This is a genomic window from Halalkalibacter oceani (assembly GCF_040544555.1).
GTDB lineage: Bacteria > Bacillota > Bacilli > Bacillales > Bacillaceae_D > Halalkalibacter > Halalkalibacter oceani.
In genome coordinates, this window is sequence record NZ_JBEPKD010000016.1 from 23,875 (window position 1) to 40,707 (window position 16,833).

Here is a 16,833-nt window from a genome sequence, read left to right on the forward strand (position 1 = left end):
CGCGGGACGGGATTTTTCCTTGAAAGAGCATAAAGGGTATAAATTTTTAGGGCGATTAACGGAAGAGCGTCGGCTCCACGCACCGCTTCTAAGAAAAGCCGTTTTACGATTTTCTTATTTCCTGTTGAATCGGGCCGGATCAGGTTAGAATAGAGAGAACAGAAGATTGAAAGGAAGGAAGAACGCATATGCGAAAAATTGTGATTGGGTCAAGACGCAGCAATCTTGCTCTTACCCAAACCGATTGGGTCATCGCTCAATTAAACAAACTTGAGCTGCCCTATGAATTTGAAGTAAAAGAGATTGTAACAAAAGGTGATAAGATACTTGATGTGACGTTGTCGAAGGTCGGCGGCAAAGGGCTGTTTGTCAAGGAGATTGAGCAGGCTTTAGCTAATAAAGAGATTGATCTTGCCGTACATAGTATGAAGGACGTCCCGTCTGTTTTGCAGGATCAATTTACATTGGCAGCGATTACAGAGCGCGAAGACCCGCGTGATGTCTTAATTTCCAATGATCATGTTCTGCTTAACGATTTAAAGCCGGGAGCCGTCATCGGGACAAGCAGTTTGCGGCGTTCCGCTCAGCTTCTTGCTGCGCGACCGGATCTGGAAGTGAAGTGGATCCGCGGAAATGTAGAAACGCGGCTGCGCAAGCTTCGTGAGGAAGGCTTTGATGCGATTATTTTAGCCGCTGCCGGATTGAAAAGACTGCAGTTTTCCGAGGAGCTGATTACGCAATATTTAGAGCCTGAGCTATGCGTGCCAGCAGTCGGGCAGGGGGCACTCGGACTTGAATGCCGCGCCGATGATGATGATTTGATCGGACTTCTCGCCCATATTAATGACGACACAACGGCAAGAACGGTGACTGCGGAGCGGACGTTCCTGCACCGGATGGAGGGCGGCTGCCAGGTTCCGATTGCCGGTTACGCCGTTATTGAAGCAGATCAAAGCTTGTCACTGACTGCCCTTGTCGGTTCTCCGGAAGGCGATGTTCTCTTGAAGGAGACGGTCAACGGAGACGATCCGCGGACGATCGGTGAGGAAGCAGCGAAGCGCTTATTGGCGCAAGGAGCGAAGGAAATTCTCGATAAAGTGAAAAAAGAGCTGGATCAGCAATGACGGAGCTTCCCCTGGCTGGAAAAAGAATTCTCGTTACGCGAGCAAAGGAACAAGCTGAGGCTCTTTCCGCGCTTATTAGACGGCATGGGGGGACAGCGATTGAAGTGCCGTTGATCGCCTTTCAAGCTCCGGCAGACGGCGCACGAAGCGAAGCGGTGCTCAAGCAGCTGGACAGCTACAAATGGCTCGTTTTTACGAGTGCCAACGGCGTGCGCTTTTTTTTCGAGCGGCTGCGCGAGCTTCGGCTGACGGGTCAATCCTTGCCTGTCAACATAGCAGCGGTCGGCTCAAAAACGGAGGCGGCGCTTAGCCGGTACGGGCTGCGGGCTGATCTGATTCCGGAAAGCTTTGTCGCCGAGGGGCTGCTCGAAGCGTTGAGTCCGAAGGTGGAAAGAGGAGATCGTCTTCTGCTCGCACGCGGGAATCTTGGAAGAAGCCTGTTGCCAAATGAGCTGACGAAGTTAGGTGTTCAAGTGGAGGAGCTGATCGTTTATGAGACGGTTTGCCCGCCGTCAGCAAAGGCGGAGCTACGTGCTGCGCTTGAGCATACGACCCTTGATTATGTTACTTTTACAAGCTCGTCGACAGTCTCTCATTATGCGGAGCTGTTAAAAGAGCTGGAAGCTGAAGGGGTGACAGCATCGGCGAAAATAGCCTGCATCGGGCCAATCGCCGCCAGGACGGCACGTCATTACCGCTTATCGGTTGATCTTATGCCTGCTAAATATACGATAGAAGCTTTAGTGGAACAACTTGTGTTACATACGAAGGGAGAGAAGGAAAATGACTGATTTACAATTTAGACGTCATCGCCGTTTACGGAAAACGAACTCGATTCGAAAGATGGTTCAGGAGACGCAGATTCATGCGAGTGACTTAATCTATCCGCTTTTTGTCACGGAAGGAACGAATGAAAAGAATGAAGTCGCTTCCATGCCAGGTGTGTTCCAATTGTCGCTTGATCTTGTTGATGCTGAAATCGATGAAGTCGTATCACTTGGAATCCCGGCCATAATGTTGTTCGGCGTGCCGAATCATAAGGATGATGTTGGAACGTCCGCTTATCATGATCACGGAATCGTGCAAAAAGCGATTCGCCAAATTAAACAACATTATCCGGACGTAACGATTATTGCCGACACATGTCTTTGCCAGTATACCGATCACGGGCACTGCGGCGTTATCGAAAACGGTCAGGTGTTAAATGATCCTTCGTTGAGCCTATTAGCGAAAACCGCCGTTTCTCAGGCCGAAGCCGGTGCCGATATTATCGCGCCTTCAAATATGATGGACGGTTTCGTTGCTGCGATTCGCCACGGTCTTGATGAAGCCGGTTTTGAAGATATTCCGATTATGTCCTATGCGGTCAAGTATTCATCGGCTTTTTACGGTCCGTTCCGTGATGCCGCCCACAGCTCGCCGAAGTTCGGCGATCGCAAAACGTATCAAATGGACCCGGCCAATCGGCTCGAGGCATTACGCGAGGCGGAGTCTGATATTGAAGAAGGAGCTGACATGCTGATTGTCAAGCCGGCCCTTTCATACTTGGATATTATTCGGGAAGTCAAGGATTTTTCCGGTATGCCGATTGTTGCCTACAATGTTAGCGGGGAATATTCGATGGTGAAGGCAGCCAGTCAAAATGGCTGGATCGACGAGAAGGCAATCGTGTTGGAGAAAATGATCAGTATGAAGCGCGCAGGTGCTGATCTCATTTTGACTTATCATGCGAAAGATGTTGCACGCTGGATTTCCAATTCATAAAGGAGGCTGATGCAAGTGCGCTCATTTGAAAAATCAAAGCAAGCATTCGAACAGGCGAAGCCATTAATGCCAGGTGGAGTGAACAGTCCGGTACGAGCTTTTAAATCAGTGAAAATGGAGCCTGTTTTTATGGAAAGAGGAGCCGGCTCCAAAATCTATGATATTGACGGAAATGAATATATTGACTATGTCCTTTCCTGGGGACCGCTTATTTTAGGCCATGCGGATGAACGAGTGATTGCCGCTTTAAAAGAGACGGCTGAAAAAGGAACGAGCTTCGGCGCGCCGAGCGAGCTGGAAACAAAGCTCGCTCGTCTCGTGATCGAACGGGTCCCGTCGATTGAAGTGGTACGGATGGTCAATTCCGGCACGGAAGCGACGATGAGTGCGTTGCGGCTGGCGAGAGGGTTTACCGGCCGGAACAAAATTTTAAAATTCATCGGCTGTTACCACGGCCATGGCGACTCGCTGCTGATCAAAGCCGGCTCCGGTGTCGCGACGCTCGGGCTGCCGGATAGTCCTGGTGTACCGGCTTCCATTGCGGAAAATACACTGACTGTGCCATATAACGATTTAGAGAGCGTTCGCTATGCTTTCGAGAAATTCGGCTCGGATATTGCCGGCGTGATCGTTGAACCGGTTGCCGGAAACATGGGCGTCGTACCGCCGGAGCCAGGTTTCCTCGAAGAGCTTCGCGCCATTACGGAAGAGCACGGCAGCTTACTCATTTTTGATGAAGTGATGACCGGCTTCCGCGTCGGCTATCAATGCGCGCAAGGTGCATTTGGCGTAACGCCTGATTTGACGTGCTTAGGGAAAGTGATCGGCGGCGGTCTGCCGGTCGGGGCCTATGGCGGCAGACGTGACATTATGGAGCAGATTGCCCCGAGCGGGCCGATTTATCAGGCGGGTACGCTATCAGGCAATCCGCTGGCGATGTGTGCGGGCTATGAGACGCTTGCTCAGCTGACTGAAGCGGATTACACGCGCTTTGACGAGTTGGCGAAGCGCCTGGAGCAAGGCTTAGCTGCGGCGGCCGAAAAGTACGAGATTCCACATCATATTAATCGGGCGGGTTCAATGGTCGGCTTTTTCTTCACAAATGAAGCGGTGACGAACTTCGAAAAAGCGCAGACGTCTAACCTAGAGATGTTCGCCCGTTATTTCCAAGGGATGCTTGAGCAAGGTATTTCTCTTCCACCATCACAATTTGAAGGGATGTTCCTGTCGACAAAGCATACAGAAGCAGACATTGATCAAACGATCGCGGCTGCGGAACGCGTATTTTCAACTCTTAAATAGCAGTGAGAGGGACCTGAGAGCTTCGGCTTTCAGGTCCTTCTTTCATATCGTGGAGTTTCCGCTATGTCCGTTTCGTTTTTCCCTTCCTTTTAAATGAATTGCTGCCGATAATGGAGTGATTTTCAGAATTGAAGAATATCGCGATAGAACTTGTCATAGAGTGTTATTGTACTGACTAGAATACGGCAGAGACGAACGTTATTTCGTGAGAAGGAGAAGGAGGAATGAAGGATGACACAGGAGCATTCATCTAAGCTTTCATTTTCGATTGAGGAATCAGTTTGGTTAAATAAAGGGCAAGAAATTGAAGAAATCCTCGGAATGTCACTTGAGCCGGAAATCGTGATTGAGGAACGGGCCGATCACGTTTATATTCGCGGTGGTCTGCGATTAGTCGGTGAATATGAGCCGGCGGTAAAGGAGGAAGAGATCAATGTGGAACGTTCTTTAGAACGGCAGGTGTCTTTCCGTTCGGCGGGGGAAGTTGTGACGAACGACAATGGCAAAGCTTCGATTAAACATTTCTTTCCGATTGATGTGACAATTCCGGTCAGCCGAATTCATGATCTGGATGATGTCTACGTCCAGGTAGAGTCCTTCGACTATGATCTGCCTGAGAAGAGCTGCATTCAACTAACGGCTGATATTAGCATCAGCGGAATGACGAATTTGCAGGATACACAGCCCCAGGCAGAAGAGCCGAAGCCGAAAGTGGCCGAGAGAGCGATCCCGACGGCTTTCGCCTTTGATGCGAAAAGACAGCCGGCGACGCCTGGTTCAACCGTACCAGAGCAAAGAAGGGAGCAGCAGACTCAGCCACCAGCGCAAAAGGTTCGTCCGGTAAGACCGTCCGTTCAGGAAAACACACTCGTAACGCCGAGCGTCCCGCAGCCGCCACAGCCTGTGCCGAGTGCGGCCGCCCCACCGAAGCAGGCAGTCGAAGAGCAGCAGGAGGAGGCGGCAGCACAACTGAGCCGTCAAGAGTCTGAGAAGCCAGAAGCAGAAGAGCCGGTCGCGCTTGAGGTGGCGGCAGAGAGCCGGGAGGAGGAGCCGGCGCTGATGCGCAATGAGCCGGAACAAGCAGAGCTGGCAGTTGTCGAGACAGGGGAAGAAAGAGAGGAAGAGGAAGCGGCGCCGACCCGCACCGAGCCGGAAACGAAAATCACATTGGCGGCGCAAAAAAGGGTAGAGGAAGAACCGTTGGCCGAGGAAGAACTGTCTGTAGAGGAGGAAGAGGAGGCACCTGCAGAAAGTGAACCGCCGACCCCACGAGAGGAAAACGCGCTCTATTTAACGAAAATGATGGCGAAGAAGGAAGAACGGTTCATTAAGCTGAAAATGTGCATTATTCAGGAGAACGAGTCACTTGAAACGATTGCTGACCGCTACGATGTCTCCACCAATCAGCTCGTCCGCATCAACCGGTTACAAAATGAACAGGTCGAGGAAGGTCAAATACTTTATATTCCGGTTTCCTCAGAATCGTAAAAAAGGAGTACCTACATGGAATTGCTGGATTGGCTTAAAGAGCGATTTGCCTGGCAGGATGTCCGGTTGGTCAATGAAGCGCTTGTAGAGACGGAACAGGGACGGAAAAGACTGCGGTATTGGTCCGATAAAGAGCTGCTTGACTGGCATATTGAATGGCGTGATCATTGTCGTGTCACGCCATTCATTTTAGCAGATCGGATGATTCGGGCGACGAACAAGGAGCCCGCTTTGGAGTGGAAGGATGGCTGGCTGACGGTGCATGATGAAGTAACCGGAACCGTCCCGAGCAAGGAAGTAGCTGAAAAGATTGGCTTAATGATTGGAACAATGATCGCCTTTGGACTGGAAACAGAAGCCGCCGTTGAACCGGTCGTGAAGCGGGAGCCATTGTATGCGGAGCTGCGGGAATCGCTTCCTATTCTTCCTCAGGAGCAGCACGCCTTCGTCTCGTCATTAGTAAGGGAAGCAGCTGTGCGGAGGAAGAAGGCTGCGGCGCTTGAAAGCAAGCTGGCTGATGAGCGGCTCCCTTTGCTTGATCAGCTCCACTTCAGCAAAGAGACGAGGCATGTGTATCAGGTGATGATCTGGCAGGGGACGATGGAGCGTCCGGAGAGAGGGTACTTCACCGTGCGGTCATTTTTGGAAAGCTGGCTTGAGCATTATGGAAAGGATGGTTGCCTTGAGCTGTGGAAAGGGATGCAGACATATGTCTCGAATGAGCAGGCGATGTTATTGCTGGCAGAGCTGTTGAAGCCTTATGAGCTCGATTCTCTCGTCACGCTGCTTGAGACAAATCCGACGGATGCGGCGATTTCCGGTGAAATCAATCAGCTCGTTGCAAAATGGGAGCGCAGCAAGGAACTGGTGGCCCTGCTCAGTTCCTCGATTGACAGCAGAAGGAGGGTGATGACGTCATGAGGTATGAACCTGCGCTGTACGCATCTGTTCTCTTTTATTATGATCTGTATCCACAGCAGGTTGAAGATCTCGGGAAAATAAAGCGGATTTCCACGAACCGCGGTGAATTTGCTTTAAAGGAAACGACAATGTCGACCCATCAGGCAGATGAGTTTATTCATGCTCTGCGCAAGCTGACAAAGCTTGGTTATAAGCAGGCGGTGCCGATTTTGCCGACGAAGTACGGGGAGTATACGGTAGCGACAGGCTCTCACACGTATTATTTAATGCCGTGGTTTGAAACGATTGAATATACAGCAAGAGAATCGCGTGAGGAAAAACTGGCCGATCAGCTTGGTGTGATCCATCGGCTGACCGTTAAAACGGAGGCTTTTCAAAAGGAACAGGTCGAGCAATCCGTGCAGCAGCTTGTCCAAAGATGGGAAATGAGACGGCTGGAATTGCAGCGCTTTGCTGATCAGGCTGAGAATAAAACGTATATGTCTCCTTTTGAGCTGACTTTTTTAACCCATGCGTTTATGCTCGACCAAATGGCGGAGGCGGCGACGGAGCATTTGCAGAAATGGTATGAGCTTTGTCTTGAAAAGGAAAAATACCGGACTGTGCTTTGCCACGGGCGGCTGCAGCGTTCTCATGCTCTTTTTTCTCCGGATAACGAAGCATTGCTGCTCAATTTTGAACGAGCGAGTATTGATACCCCGGCTCGTGACTTGGCGAGCTTTTGCCGCTACAGCTTTCCAAATGCTTATTGGTCGGAGGAAGAAGTACAGCGCTGGTTTATTCGCTATGAGCACCATCTTCCGCTTCTTGATGAAGAGAAGCACTTAACATGTGCCTACTTAAACTTTCCTGAGCCGGTCGCTTACTCGGTGGAAGCTTATGTTTCAAACCGGAGCAGCATGAGTGAATTTGAGCATGTCAGACGGTTAGAGAAGCGGTTAACTGCGATGCGCAAGGTACAGCGGTTGACGCAGAAGCTGATTGTGATTGAACAGGAGGCTTCCCAATAGCAGGGAAAAGCGAGGAGGAGGGCATTCTTTCCTGCTCGCTGTCTGCAGGATAAAAGCTGCTTCACAAAAGAGGAGTTGTCGTAAAGCGTAGCTTTGGACAACTCCTCTTAAAATAATTCGAGGCGCAGCGATAAATAAAATACGATCATAAGCGTCAGGAGAATAATATCAAATGTCGTCGGCAAGAAAAATGTCCGAATCAACTGAAAGCCAATAAGCGGTACGAAGATCTGCAAGCATATCGCTCTGATTTTCCACCAGAAACGAGGACGGGGTGGCGGCGGGAAATGACGAAAGCGGCGTTTCATAAAGAGGCCTCCCTCCTAAAACCGTTTGTCTCTACAGATTATGCGGCGGCAGCATATTCGTTCCCAGTTCCCCTGAAATCGTGTATACTAAAAAAAATTGAAGCGCTTTTCTGAAAAATGGGGTGTGGCAGAGATGAGATGGCTTACTAGAGTCCATCTGATTCATGGTGTTTTACTCGTTCTTCTTCTTGTAACGGGACTTTGTCTTTATATGACAACGACCCGGACATGGTTTAATCAGCTTGGCGTGCCACTCGTATCCGTTCATGTGACGATTGCTGTGCTCTATATTGGGGTTGTCTGCTATTCCATTCTGCGCGTTGGACGCTATCTTCTTAAAAAGCCGCGGGCCAGTAAGTTCAACTTCTGGCTGCATACGATTTTCTTTTTTTTATGGGCAGTTTCGGGTGCGATGATGTACTGGCAGGCTTATTTTCCCGTCACGCTGCGCAATGGAGCGGTCGTCATCCATGATTGGACAACCTTTCTGTATATTCCGTGGCTGCTCGTCCATTCGCTCGGACATCTGTTCTCCTGGAAAGCTCCATGGCCGGACTGGTGGACAAAGCATGTCGCTCTTCCTCCGGCGATTGCCGAGAACAAGTTCGAGCGTCGTGACTTTTTGAAGCTGAGCGGCTTAACCGTGCTGTTTTTGATGATTGGAAGCTGGCTGAAATGGCTGACCCCGGTTTTATCTGCCGTTGACAGTGAAAATAGACGGCGTGGCTATTTCCGGATTTATAATGTCACAAATGATTACCCGCGCTATCAACCTGGAGAGTGGTCGTTGACGATCGATGGACTGACGAATAAAAGCGAGACGATCACGTATTATGATTTGCCGCGTTTTCCGGCGACGACGATCGTCGATGATTTCCACTGTGTGACCGGCTGGAGCGTGCGCCATGTCGAGATGAAAGGGGTTAAAGTAAAAGACTTAATGACGCAGCTCGGGATCGAAGCGCAAAGTGATTATGTGACAGCTTATTCCGGCGACGGGATGTATTTTGACTCGTTTTTAACGACGCAGCTGCTTGACGAAGAGGCGCTTCTCGTCTATGAGCTTGACGGAGAACCGCTGAAGCAGGCGATGGGTTTTCCGTGCCGTCTCTATCATCCTGACATGTATGGCTACAAATCGGTCAAATGGGTCAATCGCCTTGAATTTACCGAGAAGCGGGAAATTGGTTATTGGCAGCAAAGTGGAGGCTATGACTTAAATGGCTATTTATAGACCGATGAAAAAGATACTCATTCCAATCATTGCCCTCCTGATCGGGGCCGCGGCTGCCTATTTCCTCGTGCCGACGAAAATGGATGCGATATGGAGGGATTGGAACGCTCAGTCAGAAGAGTGGGAGCAGGCAGTTTATCAAGTCGCTTCCTCTTATGAAAAGGACGGAACAGTAGCGACAGAGGAACAAGGAATCTGGTCGAACGAGAAGAGCTTTTTCCAAGTGTCCGCCGCTGTTTCAAATGATTCATTTTTCACCTTTGATGCTCATTTTGAAGGGGATCGCCTGTTTGTACAAAGCGGGGATAAGTGGGTTCAAGGGACGACCTCTGACCGCTTTGTCGCTGAATTTGCCCCGCTCGACAATCCTTTTCAATGGATGAGGGATATGCTGCTCGAAGCGGAGGAAGTACGGAAGGAAAGTGAGGAGGACCGGACGGTTTATCAGGCGGTATTTACTGAATTCGATGAGACGGACTTTCGCGGCTATTCGTTAGAACGCCAGGAAGAGACGACGCTCACTCTCACGGTGACGGAAGACGAGCTGCTGATGGAATTTGCGGCGCAGCCGATCAGGCCGGACTATTTAGGCCCGTTCAGCGGCTATCCGCAGCAGATCGGTTTTGAGCTTCTTTTGGAAAAAACAGATGAGCAAGTTCCCCTTGTTCCGGAAGAAGCCTATGACAGTGAACAGCTGGAATAAAAAGTGGTTTTTTCGTCGATGCTTGGTAGAAGAGCGACAAAATCGTTTAAAAGAATGTCATCCTTCTTGTTCAGAAAAGGAAAAAATCAACCTAAGGGGACAAGTCCTCTTATTGACGGATGACTGGCATTCAAGCTAAAATAAAAACACAATTATAACGCTGGCGTTGAATAGGAAGAGTAGGTTCGGATGCTTTTCAGAGAGAGAAATCATTTGCTGGGAGATTTCTTAAGAGGTACGAATCGAAGGTCGCCTAGGAGCTGCTTGGTGAAAGACATTTTCTTGAAAATGATCGAAGTAAGCAAGCCGGATACTGACCGTTATCAGGATAAGGTGTGCAGAGGATTTATTCTGCAAACAAAGGTGGTACCGCGAGTCAACTCTCTTCGTCCTTTGGATGGAGGGGGTTTTTGTATTGGGCGGCCACAATGCTATTACAGGGAGGCAACATATAAAAATGAGTAACCAGGACATGACAATGCCAACGAAGTACAATCCGCAGGAAACAGAAGCAAAATGGTATTCCTATTGGCTGGAAGGGAAATTTTTTGAAGCGACGGGAGACGAAACGAAGAAACCATATTCGATTGTCATCCCGCCGCCAAATGTGACAGGAAAGCTTCATCTCGGCCACGCTTGGGATACGACATTGCAGGATATTCTCGCTCGAGTGAAGCGGATGCAAGGATATGACACATTATGGCTGCCTGGAATGGACCATGCCGGAATTGCGACGCAGGCGAAAGTAGAAGGAAAGCTCAAAGAAGAAGGGCTGAACCGCTACGATCTTGGGCGTGAGCGCTTTATCGAAAAATCGTGGGAATGGAAGGAAGAATATGCGTCCTTCATCCGCAATCAATGGTCGAAGCTCGGGCTTTCCCTTGATTATTCCCGTGAACGTTTCACGCTGGATGAAGGGTTGTCCAAGGCGGTGCGCGAAGTTTTCGTCTCCCTTTATAACAAAGGACTGATTTACCGCGGGGAGTATATTATTAACTGGGATCCGCAGACGAAGACAGCTCTTTCCGATATTGAAGTTATTTATAAAGATGTTCAGGGTGCCTTCTATCATATGAAATATCCACTGACGGACGGCAGCGGGGAAATCGAGATCGCGACAACACGTCCTGAAACGATGCTCGGTGATACGGCGGTAGCCGTCCACCCCGAGGATGAGCGTTATAAGCATTTGATCGGCAAAACGGTGACGCTGCCGATCACCGGGCGCGAGATTCCGATTGTCGCCGATGACTATGTTGATATGGAATTCGGTTCAGGAGCGGTGAAAATTACCCCGGCCCACGATCCGAATGACTTTGAAATCGGCAACCGCCATCAGCTGGAACGGATTCTTGTGATGAATGAAGACGGGACGATGAATGAGAAAGCAGGAAAGTACAAAGGGATGGACCGCTTTGAGTGCCGAAAGCAAATCGTCAAGGATTTGCAGGAGGATGGCGTCCTGTTCAAAATTGAGGATCATCTGCATTCCGTCGGTCATTCTGAGCGCAGCGGAGCGGTCGTAGAGCCGTATTTATCGACGCAATGGTTCGTGCGGATGGAGCCGCTCGCCAAGGCGGCCGTTGAACTGCAGGCGTCTGCCGACAAGGTTAACTTTGTACCGGAACGTTTTGAAAAGACCTATTTGCACTGGATGGAAAATATCCGCGACTGGTGTATTTCACGCCAGCTATGGTGGGGGCACCGCATTCCAGCCTGGTACCATAAGGAAACGGGCGAGGTGCATGTCGGACATGAGGCACCGGCTGATCCGGAGAACTGGAAGCAGGACGACGACGTGCTTGATACGTGGTTCAGCTCTGCTCTGTGGCCGTTTTCGACAATGGGCTGGCCCGAAGAGAAGGCGCCGGACTTTGAGCGTTTTTACTCGACGAATGTCCTCGTAACCGGCTACGATATTATCTTCTTCTGGGTCTCAAGAATGATTTTCCAAGGCTTGGAGTTTACCGGAAAGCGGCCATTTAACGATGTGCTGATTCATGGTCTTGTCCGTGATTCTGAAGGGCGGAAAATGAGTAAATCATTAGGCAATGGCGTCGATCCGATGGATGTCATCGACAAATATGGGGCCGATTCCTTACGGTTCTTCCTTTCAACCGGAAGTTCCCCGGGAAATGACTTGCGTTTTTACTGGGAAAAAGTCGAAGCGACATGGAACTTCGGGAATAAAATTTGGAATGCGTCACGCTTTGCCCTAATGAACATGGAAGGCTTGACCTATGAAGAGATTGATTTGAGCGGCGAGAAGTCGATTGCCGATAAATGGATTTTGACTCGCCTGCAGCAAACAATTGAAGACGTTACCCGCTTAATTGACAGCTATGAATTTGGAGAAGTGGGCCGACTGCTCTATAACTTCATTTGGGATGATCTTTGTGACTGGTATATTGAGATGGCCAAGCTGCCGCTGTATGGAGAAGATGAGGCGGCTAAGAAAACGACTCGTTCCGTTTTGGCCTATGTTCTTGACCAGACAATGCGACTTTTGCACCCGATGATGCCATTTATTACCGAGGAAATATGGCAGCACTTGCCGCATCAGGGCGAATCGATCACAGTGGCATCGTGGCCGGTGAAGCAGGATACATTCGTTTTTGAAGATGCGCAGGCTGATATGGAGCTGTTAACATCAATCATTCGTTCCGTCCGCAATACGCGCGCTGAGCTGAATGTACCGATGAGCAAGCAAATTGAGCTGCTGATTCATGCCAAGGACGAACAAGTTCTTGCCCGGCTGGAGCGCGGTCGCAGCTATTTGGAGAAGTTCTGTAATCCAAATGAACTTGTGATCGGAACAGATGTGACAGCGCCGGAGAAATCAATGTCGCAGGTGCTTAGCGGCGTCGAGCTGTTCCTGCCTCTTGCCGGCTTGCTCGACCTTGACGCTGAAATCGAACGGTTGAAAAAAGAACTGGCAAAGCTCGACAAGGAAGTAGAGCGTGTCGACAAAAAGCTCGCCAATCAAGGATTTATTGCGAAGGCCCCAGCTCATGTTATCGAGGAAGAGAAAGCGAAGCAGGCTGATTATCAGGCGAAGCGCGATACGGTTAAGAAGCGGATAGCGGAATTAGAAGGATAATGGACGAAGCAGCGAAACATGTCCGGGCACCTGTTTGAAAGCTAGCCCTGCTAGTTATGCCCGGCATAAATCCGCTGCTTTTTTCGATCAGCTGGACACCGGCTTGCGTTTTGAAAAACAGAAAGTCATCAGGAGGGATAGGAATGCAAACGGCGGATGAAGTGATCGAATGGATTCACAGCCTGCTCCCCTTCGGCATTAAGCCGGGACTGAAGCGGATGGAGTGGCTGCTTCAGCGGCTTGATCACCCGGAACGGGAATTGGCCGTTGTCCATATTGGCGGAACGAACGGAAAAGGTTCAACCGTCAGTTTTATGCGTCATGTATTAGAAAAAGCACAATACAAAGTAGGGACCTTTACGTCCCCTTATCTCGAATGCTTTGAAGAACGGGTATCTGTGAATGGTCAGCCGATTGCGGGCGGCGATCTCGTCACCTGCGCGAACAAGCTTCGTCCACTTGTGGACGAGCTGGCAGAAACGGAGCTCGGCAGCCCGACTGAATTTGAAGTGATTACCGCTCTGGCGTTTGATTACTTTGCCCGGATCGCCAAGCCTGATCTTGTTTTGCTTGAGGTAGGTCTTGGCGGCAGGCTTGATTCGACCAATGTTGTGACGCCGCTGCTCTCAATCATCACGTCAATAGGCTATGACCATATGCACATTCTTGGTGATTCCTTAGCGGACATTACATATGAAAAAGCGGGAATCATTAAAAACGGCCGTCCTGTTATTTCCGGAGTAAGTCAGCCGGAGGCCCAAGCGATTATCAAAAGAACGGCGGAGGAACGGCAAAGTGAATATGAGCAGCTCGGTTCGACGTTTACACAAGATTTGCTGTCCGTCAAAGAAGAAGAGCAAAGCTTTCTGTTTCAACGGAAAAACGGCAAGAGTCTACAAGTGACGATTCAGATGGCCGGTGCTCATCAGCGGAGCAATGCCGCCGTGGCCCTAGCCGCTTTACAGAAATTACATGAGCAGTTTGATTACTCAATCAGCGAACAGGCTTTGAAGGAGGGGCTGGCACAGGCGAAGTGGAATGGCCGCTTTGAACGGCTCTCGGATCATCCGCTTGTCATCGTAGACGGCGCACATAATAAAGAAGGGTTTGAATCATTGGCCGAGACGTTGAAGCAGCATTATCCGCAAAAGCGCTATAAGCTGCTGCTCGCTGCGACGAAGGAAAAGGATATGAAAAGCCTGCTTACCCCATTTGCCGGACTGGATGCAGCCTTTACCTTTACGAGCTTCGACTTCTTTCGGGCCGCGGCAGCGAAATCATTATATGAGCAGGCCGAGGTAACGGCAAAGCGCTATGATGAGAAGTGGCAGCGGGCTGTCGCTGATGAAGTAAGGCAGCTGGAGGCGGATGAACTGCTGCTGATTTGCGGTTCTCTTTATTTTGTTTCAGCAGTCAGAGCAGCCTGGAAGGAGACTGGCTTTCCGGCTGGAGAGGGGAGCCTTTAAACGTTTGCACAAATCGCTTTACTCGCCGCATGTCCGGTGTGAGAAACCGATTCACAACGAAGCCGCTGAAAAAGTACGATTTTCACTTTTTCAGTGGTCTCTTCCCAACGGGGCTGGGCAAATGGGAAAAAACCTTTCGCCCAAGCTCATTTGCATTGACTTTTCCTACTATTCATTCAATTGTGATAATAAAGTTTTTCTCTTCGCAACCCCTTTCTAGTTTTTCGTAATGGCACCTCTTATTTTCTCCGTGCCCATCAATTTTTTTCCTTTCTTTCAATCACTTTTAGAAAAAAACAGAAAAGGAGGAAGATCATGACCGAGGTAGAGCGCCTGGTGATGCTCTATTTGTTTTTAGTAGGCTGCATAGTAGGTTCTTTTTATAATGTTGTTGGTTTACGCCTACCCGTAGGAGAATCGATTGTTAAGCCGCGTTCGCAGTGTCCCGTCTGCGGGCATCGTCTCTCCGCGTGGGAGCTGGTTCCTCTCTTATCCTATATGTGTTTGCGGGGCCGCTGCCGGGTTTGCAGGGCGGTGATTTCCCCATTGTATCCGGCGGTAGAGCTTGGAACCGGCCTATTATTTGCCCTCTCTTTTTATGTTTACCGGTGGACGGGAGATACGCTTTTATTACTTGTGCTCGTGTCCTTGCTGGCGATTATTTTTGTCAGTGATGTCCGCTATATGCTGATTCCTGATCGTGTGCTGCTGTTTTTCACGGCGCTGATTTTGCTGCTTCGGCTTTGCTTTCTGCCGTCAGAGCCGTGGTGGGATGCCTTTCTTGGCGCCATTGCTGGCTTTGCTTTGCTCTATATCATCGCCATTGTTAGCCGTGGAGGCATGGGTGGAGGCGATGTAAAGCTTTTTGGTGTGCTTGGCCTGATCCTCGGCTGGCAACATACGCTGCTGGCGTTCTTTCTCTCCTGTTTGTCCGGGGCGTTACTGGGAGGGGCTGCTCTAGTAATTGGTAAGGTAGAACGACGGAAGCCGGTTCCGTTTGGCCCATTTATCGTGTTAGGGGCTATAACCGCTTATTTTTTTGGAGAGTCTTTAGTAGAATGGTATATGAGAAGAATCGGCTGAACAAATTGCCTGGCGGATGGCTGGGAATGAAGGACAAGCCGCACCGTCCGTAGCATTCAAGTGGGAAAATTGACGGAAACAGCTTTGTTCCGGAACAGATTTCAAATCTTGGTAAACTTCTAGTTCTATTAGCTAGCGATTTTTAATAGAATAAAGTAAAGACTAACGAGTGAGAGAGGTGCTAGATATGGAGCGGGAGAAGCATTCGATTTCAGTTCGTTTAAATGGGAAAGAGCAGAAGGTGAAAGAAGTCGCTTACGAACAGCAGAATGATGACAGCAGCTTAATCCCCCGGCCTAATAATGTGCTTGATTTTAAGAAAAGACAGGCCGAGCGTAAACGGAACGAGCAGCCTTATTGGGACGATGGCAACCGCGAGAAAAGCCCGGGACTTCCATTTAAGCGGAAGAAAAAAGCTCTTTACAAAGGCGCCAAACCGCATTTGTCGATGACACTGTTAGCTGCGATCTGCTCGGCCCTTGTCATCGGAATCGGCATGGGGCTGGTCGTGCTAACTCTCTTTACCGGTGAGCCTGCTGAAGGGACGGAAGCAAACAGCGCCAACGCCGATGTACCGGTCTTCTCCGGGACGGATGCCGGGCTGCCGGTGCTGGCAGTCGAGGTTGTTCAAGGAGGGGCGTTCGCGGCGGCGGAAAAGGGAATGGAAAGTGTGCAAATTCTCCAGGATAGAGGACTGGCGGCCTTGTTAACTGAACATACTGATCCATTTTATATGTTCATCGGTCTCGGCGGAGATCGTGCTCAGGCTGGACAGATCAGCAACCTTTATCAGGAATATGGACAAGAGACGTATGTGAAGTCATACCGCATTGAAGGACAAGCGGTAACAGGGCAGCCAGAGGACGTAACGAGCTGGTTTGATCGGGCGGTAGGACAATATAAGGAACTATTGCATCTCTCTGTCGATGGCTTGACCGGAGGAACATTGCCGACAGCTGAAAAAGCAGCCGAGCTTGAGCAAAATCTCGATACGCTGCAAGTAGAACGGGATCAAGTGTTTTCCAAGCTTCCTGATGCGGCTCAGCCTTCCGCGCTCGCGCTTGGTGACGCTTTAGTAAAAGGAAAGGATCAACTGAAACATTACGTTGAGACGGAAGATGCTGCTGCCTTATGGGGCACCCAGCAGGCCCTGTTGGAAGCCTTACTGGCCTATGAACAGCTGGTGGCTACGCTGGGATAAAGAATAACGCCAGTTTTCTGAAATGTCCAAATAAGGAAAGTCGACGGCTTTGTCCTTGCTCGCTTTGTGCAGGATAGGGCCGTTTTTTTTTCGGAGAAGATGGCACTTCCTTTGTCGAGGAAAGTGGTT

General features: G+C 49.9%; 14 protein-coding genes and 1 other annotated feature. Of the genes, 13 read left to right on the plus strand and 1 reads right to left on the minus strand.

Features of this window, described 5'->3' with window-relative positions:
• Nucleotides 1–188 precede the first annotated feature (188 nt).
• From hemC to ysxE, 7 genes are all read left to right on the plus strand, one after another.
• Complete coding sequence (gene hemC / locus ABMB67_RS15930; RefSeq protein ID WP_354572673.1) at nt 189–1,124, plus strand: hydroxymethylbilane synthase; 936 nt, start codon at nt 189–191, stop codon at nt 1,122–1,124.
• Nucleotides 1,121–1,915 carry a uroporphyrinogen-III synthase gene (locus tag ABMB67_RS15935; protein WP_354572674.1) on the plus strand — a complete coding sequence of 265 codons (795 nt, stop codon included), beginning with the start codon at nt 1,121–1,123 and terminating at the stop codon, nt 1,913–1,915. The genes hemC and ABMB67_RS15935 overlap by 4 nt, the downstream gene beginning before the upstream one ends.
• Nucleotides 1,908–2,888 (plus strand): porphobilinogen synthase, encoded by a 981-nt coding sequence (gene hemB, locus ABMB67_RS15940; RefSeq protein WP_251223846.1) that lies wholly within the window; start codon nt 1,908–1,910, stop codon nt 2,886–2,888. The genes ABMB67_RS15935 and hemB overlap by 8 nt, the downstream gene beginning before the upstream one ends.
• Nucleotides 2,889–2,903: 15 nt before the next feature.
• The gene (hemL, locus tag ABMB67_RS15945) at nt 2,904–4,190 is read left to right on the plus strand and encodes a glutamate-1-semialdehyde 2,1-aminomutase (protein ID WP_354572675.1); all 1,287 of its coding nucleotides are present in this window, start codon (nt 2,904–2,906) and stop codon (nt 4,188–4,190) included.
• A 231-nt stretch (nt 4,191–4,421) separates the two neighbouring features.
• Nucleotides 4,422–5,678, plus strand: coding sequence for a stage VI sporulation protein D (gene spoVID / locus ABMB67_RS15950; RefSeq protein ID WP_354572676.1), 1,257 nt, complete (start codon nt 4,422–4,424; stop codon nt 5,676–5,678).
• Nucleotides 5,679–5,693: 15 nt separating this feature from the next.
• Nucleotides 5,694–6,599: a hypothetical protein gene (locus ABMB67_RS15955; RefSeq protein WP_354572677.1), complete on the plus strand. Its 906-nt coding sequence runs from the start codon at nt 5,694–5,696 to the stop codon at nt 6,597–6,599.
• Nucleotides 6,596–7,609: a spore coat protein YsxE gene (gene ysxE / locus ABMB67_RS15960; RefSeq protein WP_354572678.1), complete on the plus strand. Its 1,014-nt coding sequence runs from the start codon at nt 6,596–6,598 to the stop codon at nt 7,607–7,609. Before ABMB67_RS15955 ends, ysxE begins: the two co-directional genes overlap by 4 nt.
• A gap of 107 nt (nt 7,610–7,716) precedes the next feature.
• On the opposite strand, the gene ABMB67_RS15965 is transcribed toward ysxE, so the two are convergent.
• Nucleotides 7,717–7,917 (minus strand): YszA family small membrane protein, encoded by a 201-nt coding sequence (locus ABMB67_RS15965; RefSeq protein WP_251223851.1) that lies wholly within the window; start codon nt 7,915–7,917, stop codon nt 7,717–7,719.
• Between the two features lie 133 nt (nt 7,918–8,050).
• Here ABMB67_RS15965 and ABMB67_RS15970 point away from each other — a divergent pair, with 133 nt between their 5' ends.
• From ABMB67_RS15970 to ABMB67_RS15995, 6 genes are all read left to right on the plus strand, one after another.
• Nucleotides 8,051–9,151 carry a molybdopterin-dependent oxidoreductase gene (locus tag ABMB67_RS15970; RefSeq protein ID WP_354572679.1) on the plus strand — a complete coding sequence of 367 codons (1,101 nt, stop codon included), beginning with the start codon at nt 8,051–8,053 and terminating at the stop codon, nt 9,149–9,151.
• Nucleotides 9,138–9,854, plus strand: coding sequence for a hypothetical protein (locus tag ABMB67_RS15975; RefSeq protein ID WP_251223853.1), 717 nt, complete (start codon nt 9,138–9,140; stop codon nt 9,852–9,854). The genes ABMB67_RS15970 and ABMB67_RS15975 overlap by 14 nt, the downstream gene beginning before the upstream one ends.
• 157 nt (nt 9,855–10,011) lie before the next feature.
• Nucleotides 10,012–10,251 (plus strand) — a binding site (T-box leader).
• Between the two features lie 60 nt (nt 10,252–10,311).
• A complete protein-coding gene (locus ABMB67_RS15980; protein WP_354572680.1) occupies nt 10,312–12,954 on the plus strand; it encodes a valine--tRNA ligase in 2,643 nt (880 codons plus the stop codon).
• Nucleotides 12,955–13,097: 143 nt separating this feature from the next.
• Entirely contained in the window at nt 13,098–14,420 is a 1,323-nt protein-coding gene (locus tag ABMB67_RS15985; protein WP_354572681.1) for a bifunctional folylpolyglutamate synthase/dihydrofolate synthase, read from the plus strand.
• 315 nt (nt 14,421–14,735) lie between these two features.
• On the plus strand, nt 14,736–15,503 hold the full coding sequence (locus ABMB67_RS15990; RefSeq protein WP_251223856.1) for a prepilin peptidase: 768 nt from the start codon (nt 14,736–14,738) through the stop codon (nt 15,501–15,503).
• 187 nt (nt 15,504–15,690) lie between these two features.
• Entirely contained in the window at nt 15,691–16,704 is a 1,014-nt protein-coding gene (locus ABMB67_RS15995) for a hypothetical protein (RefSeq protein WP_251223857.1), read from the plus strand.
• Nucleotides 16,705–16,833 lie beyond the last annotated feature (129 nt).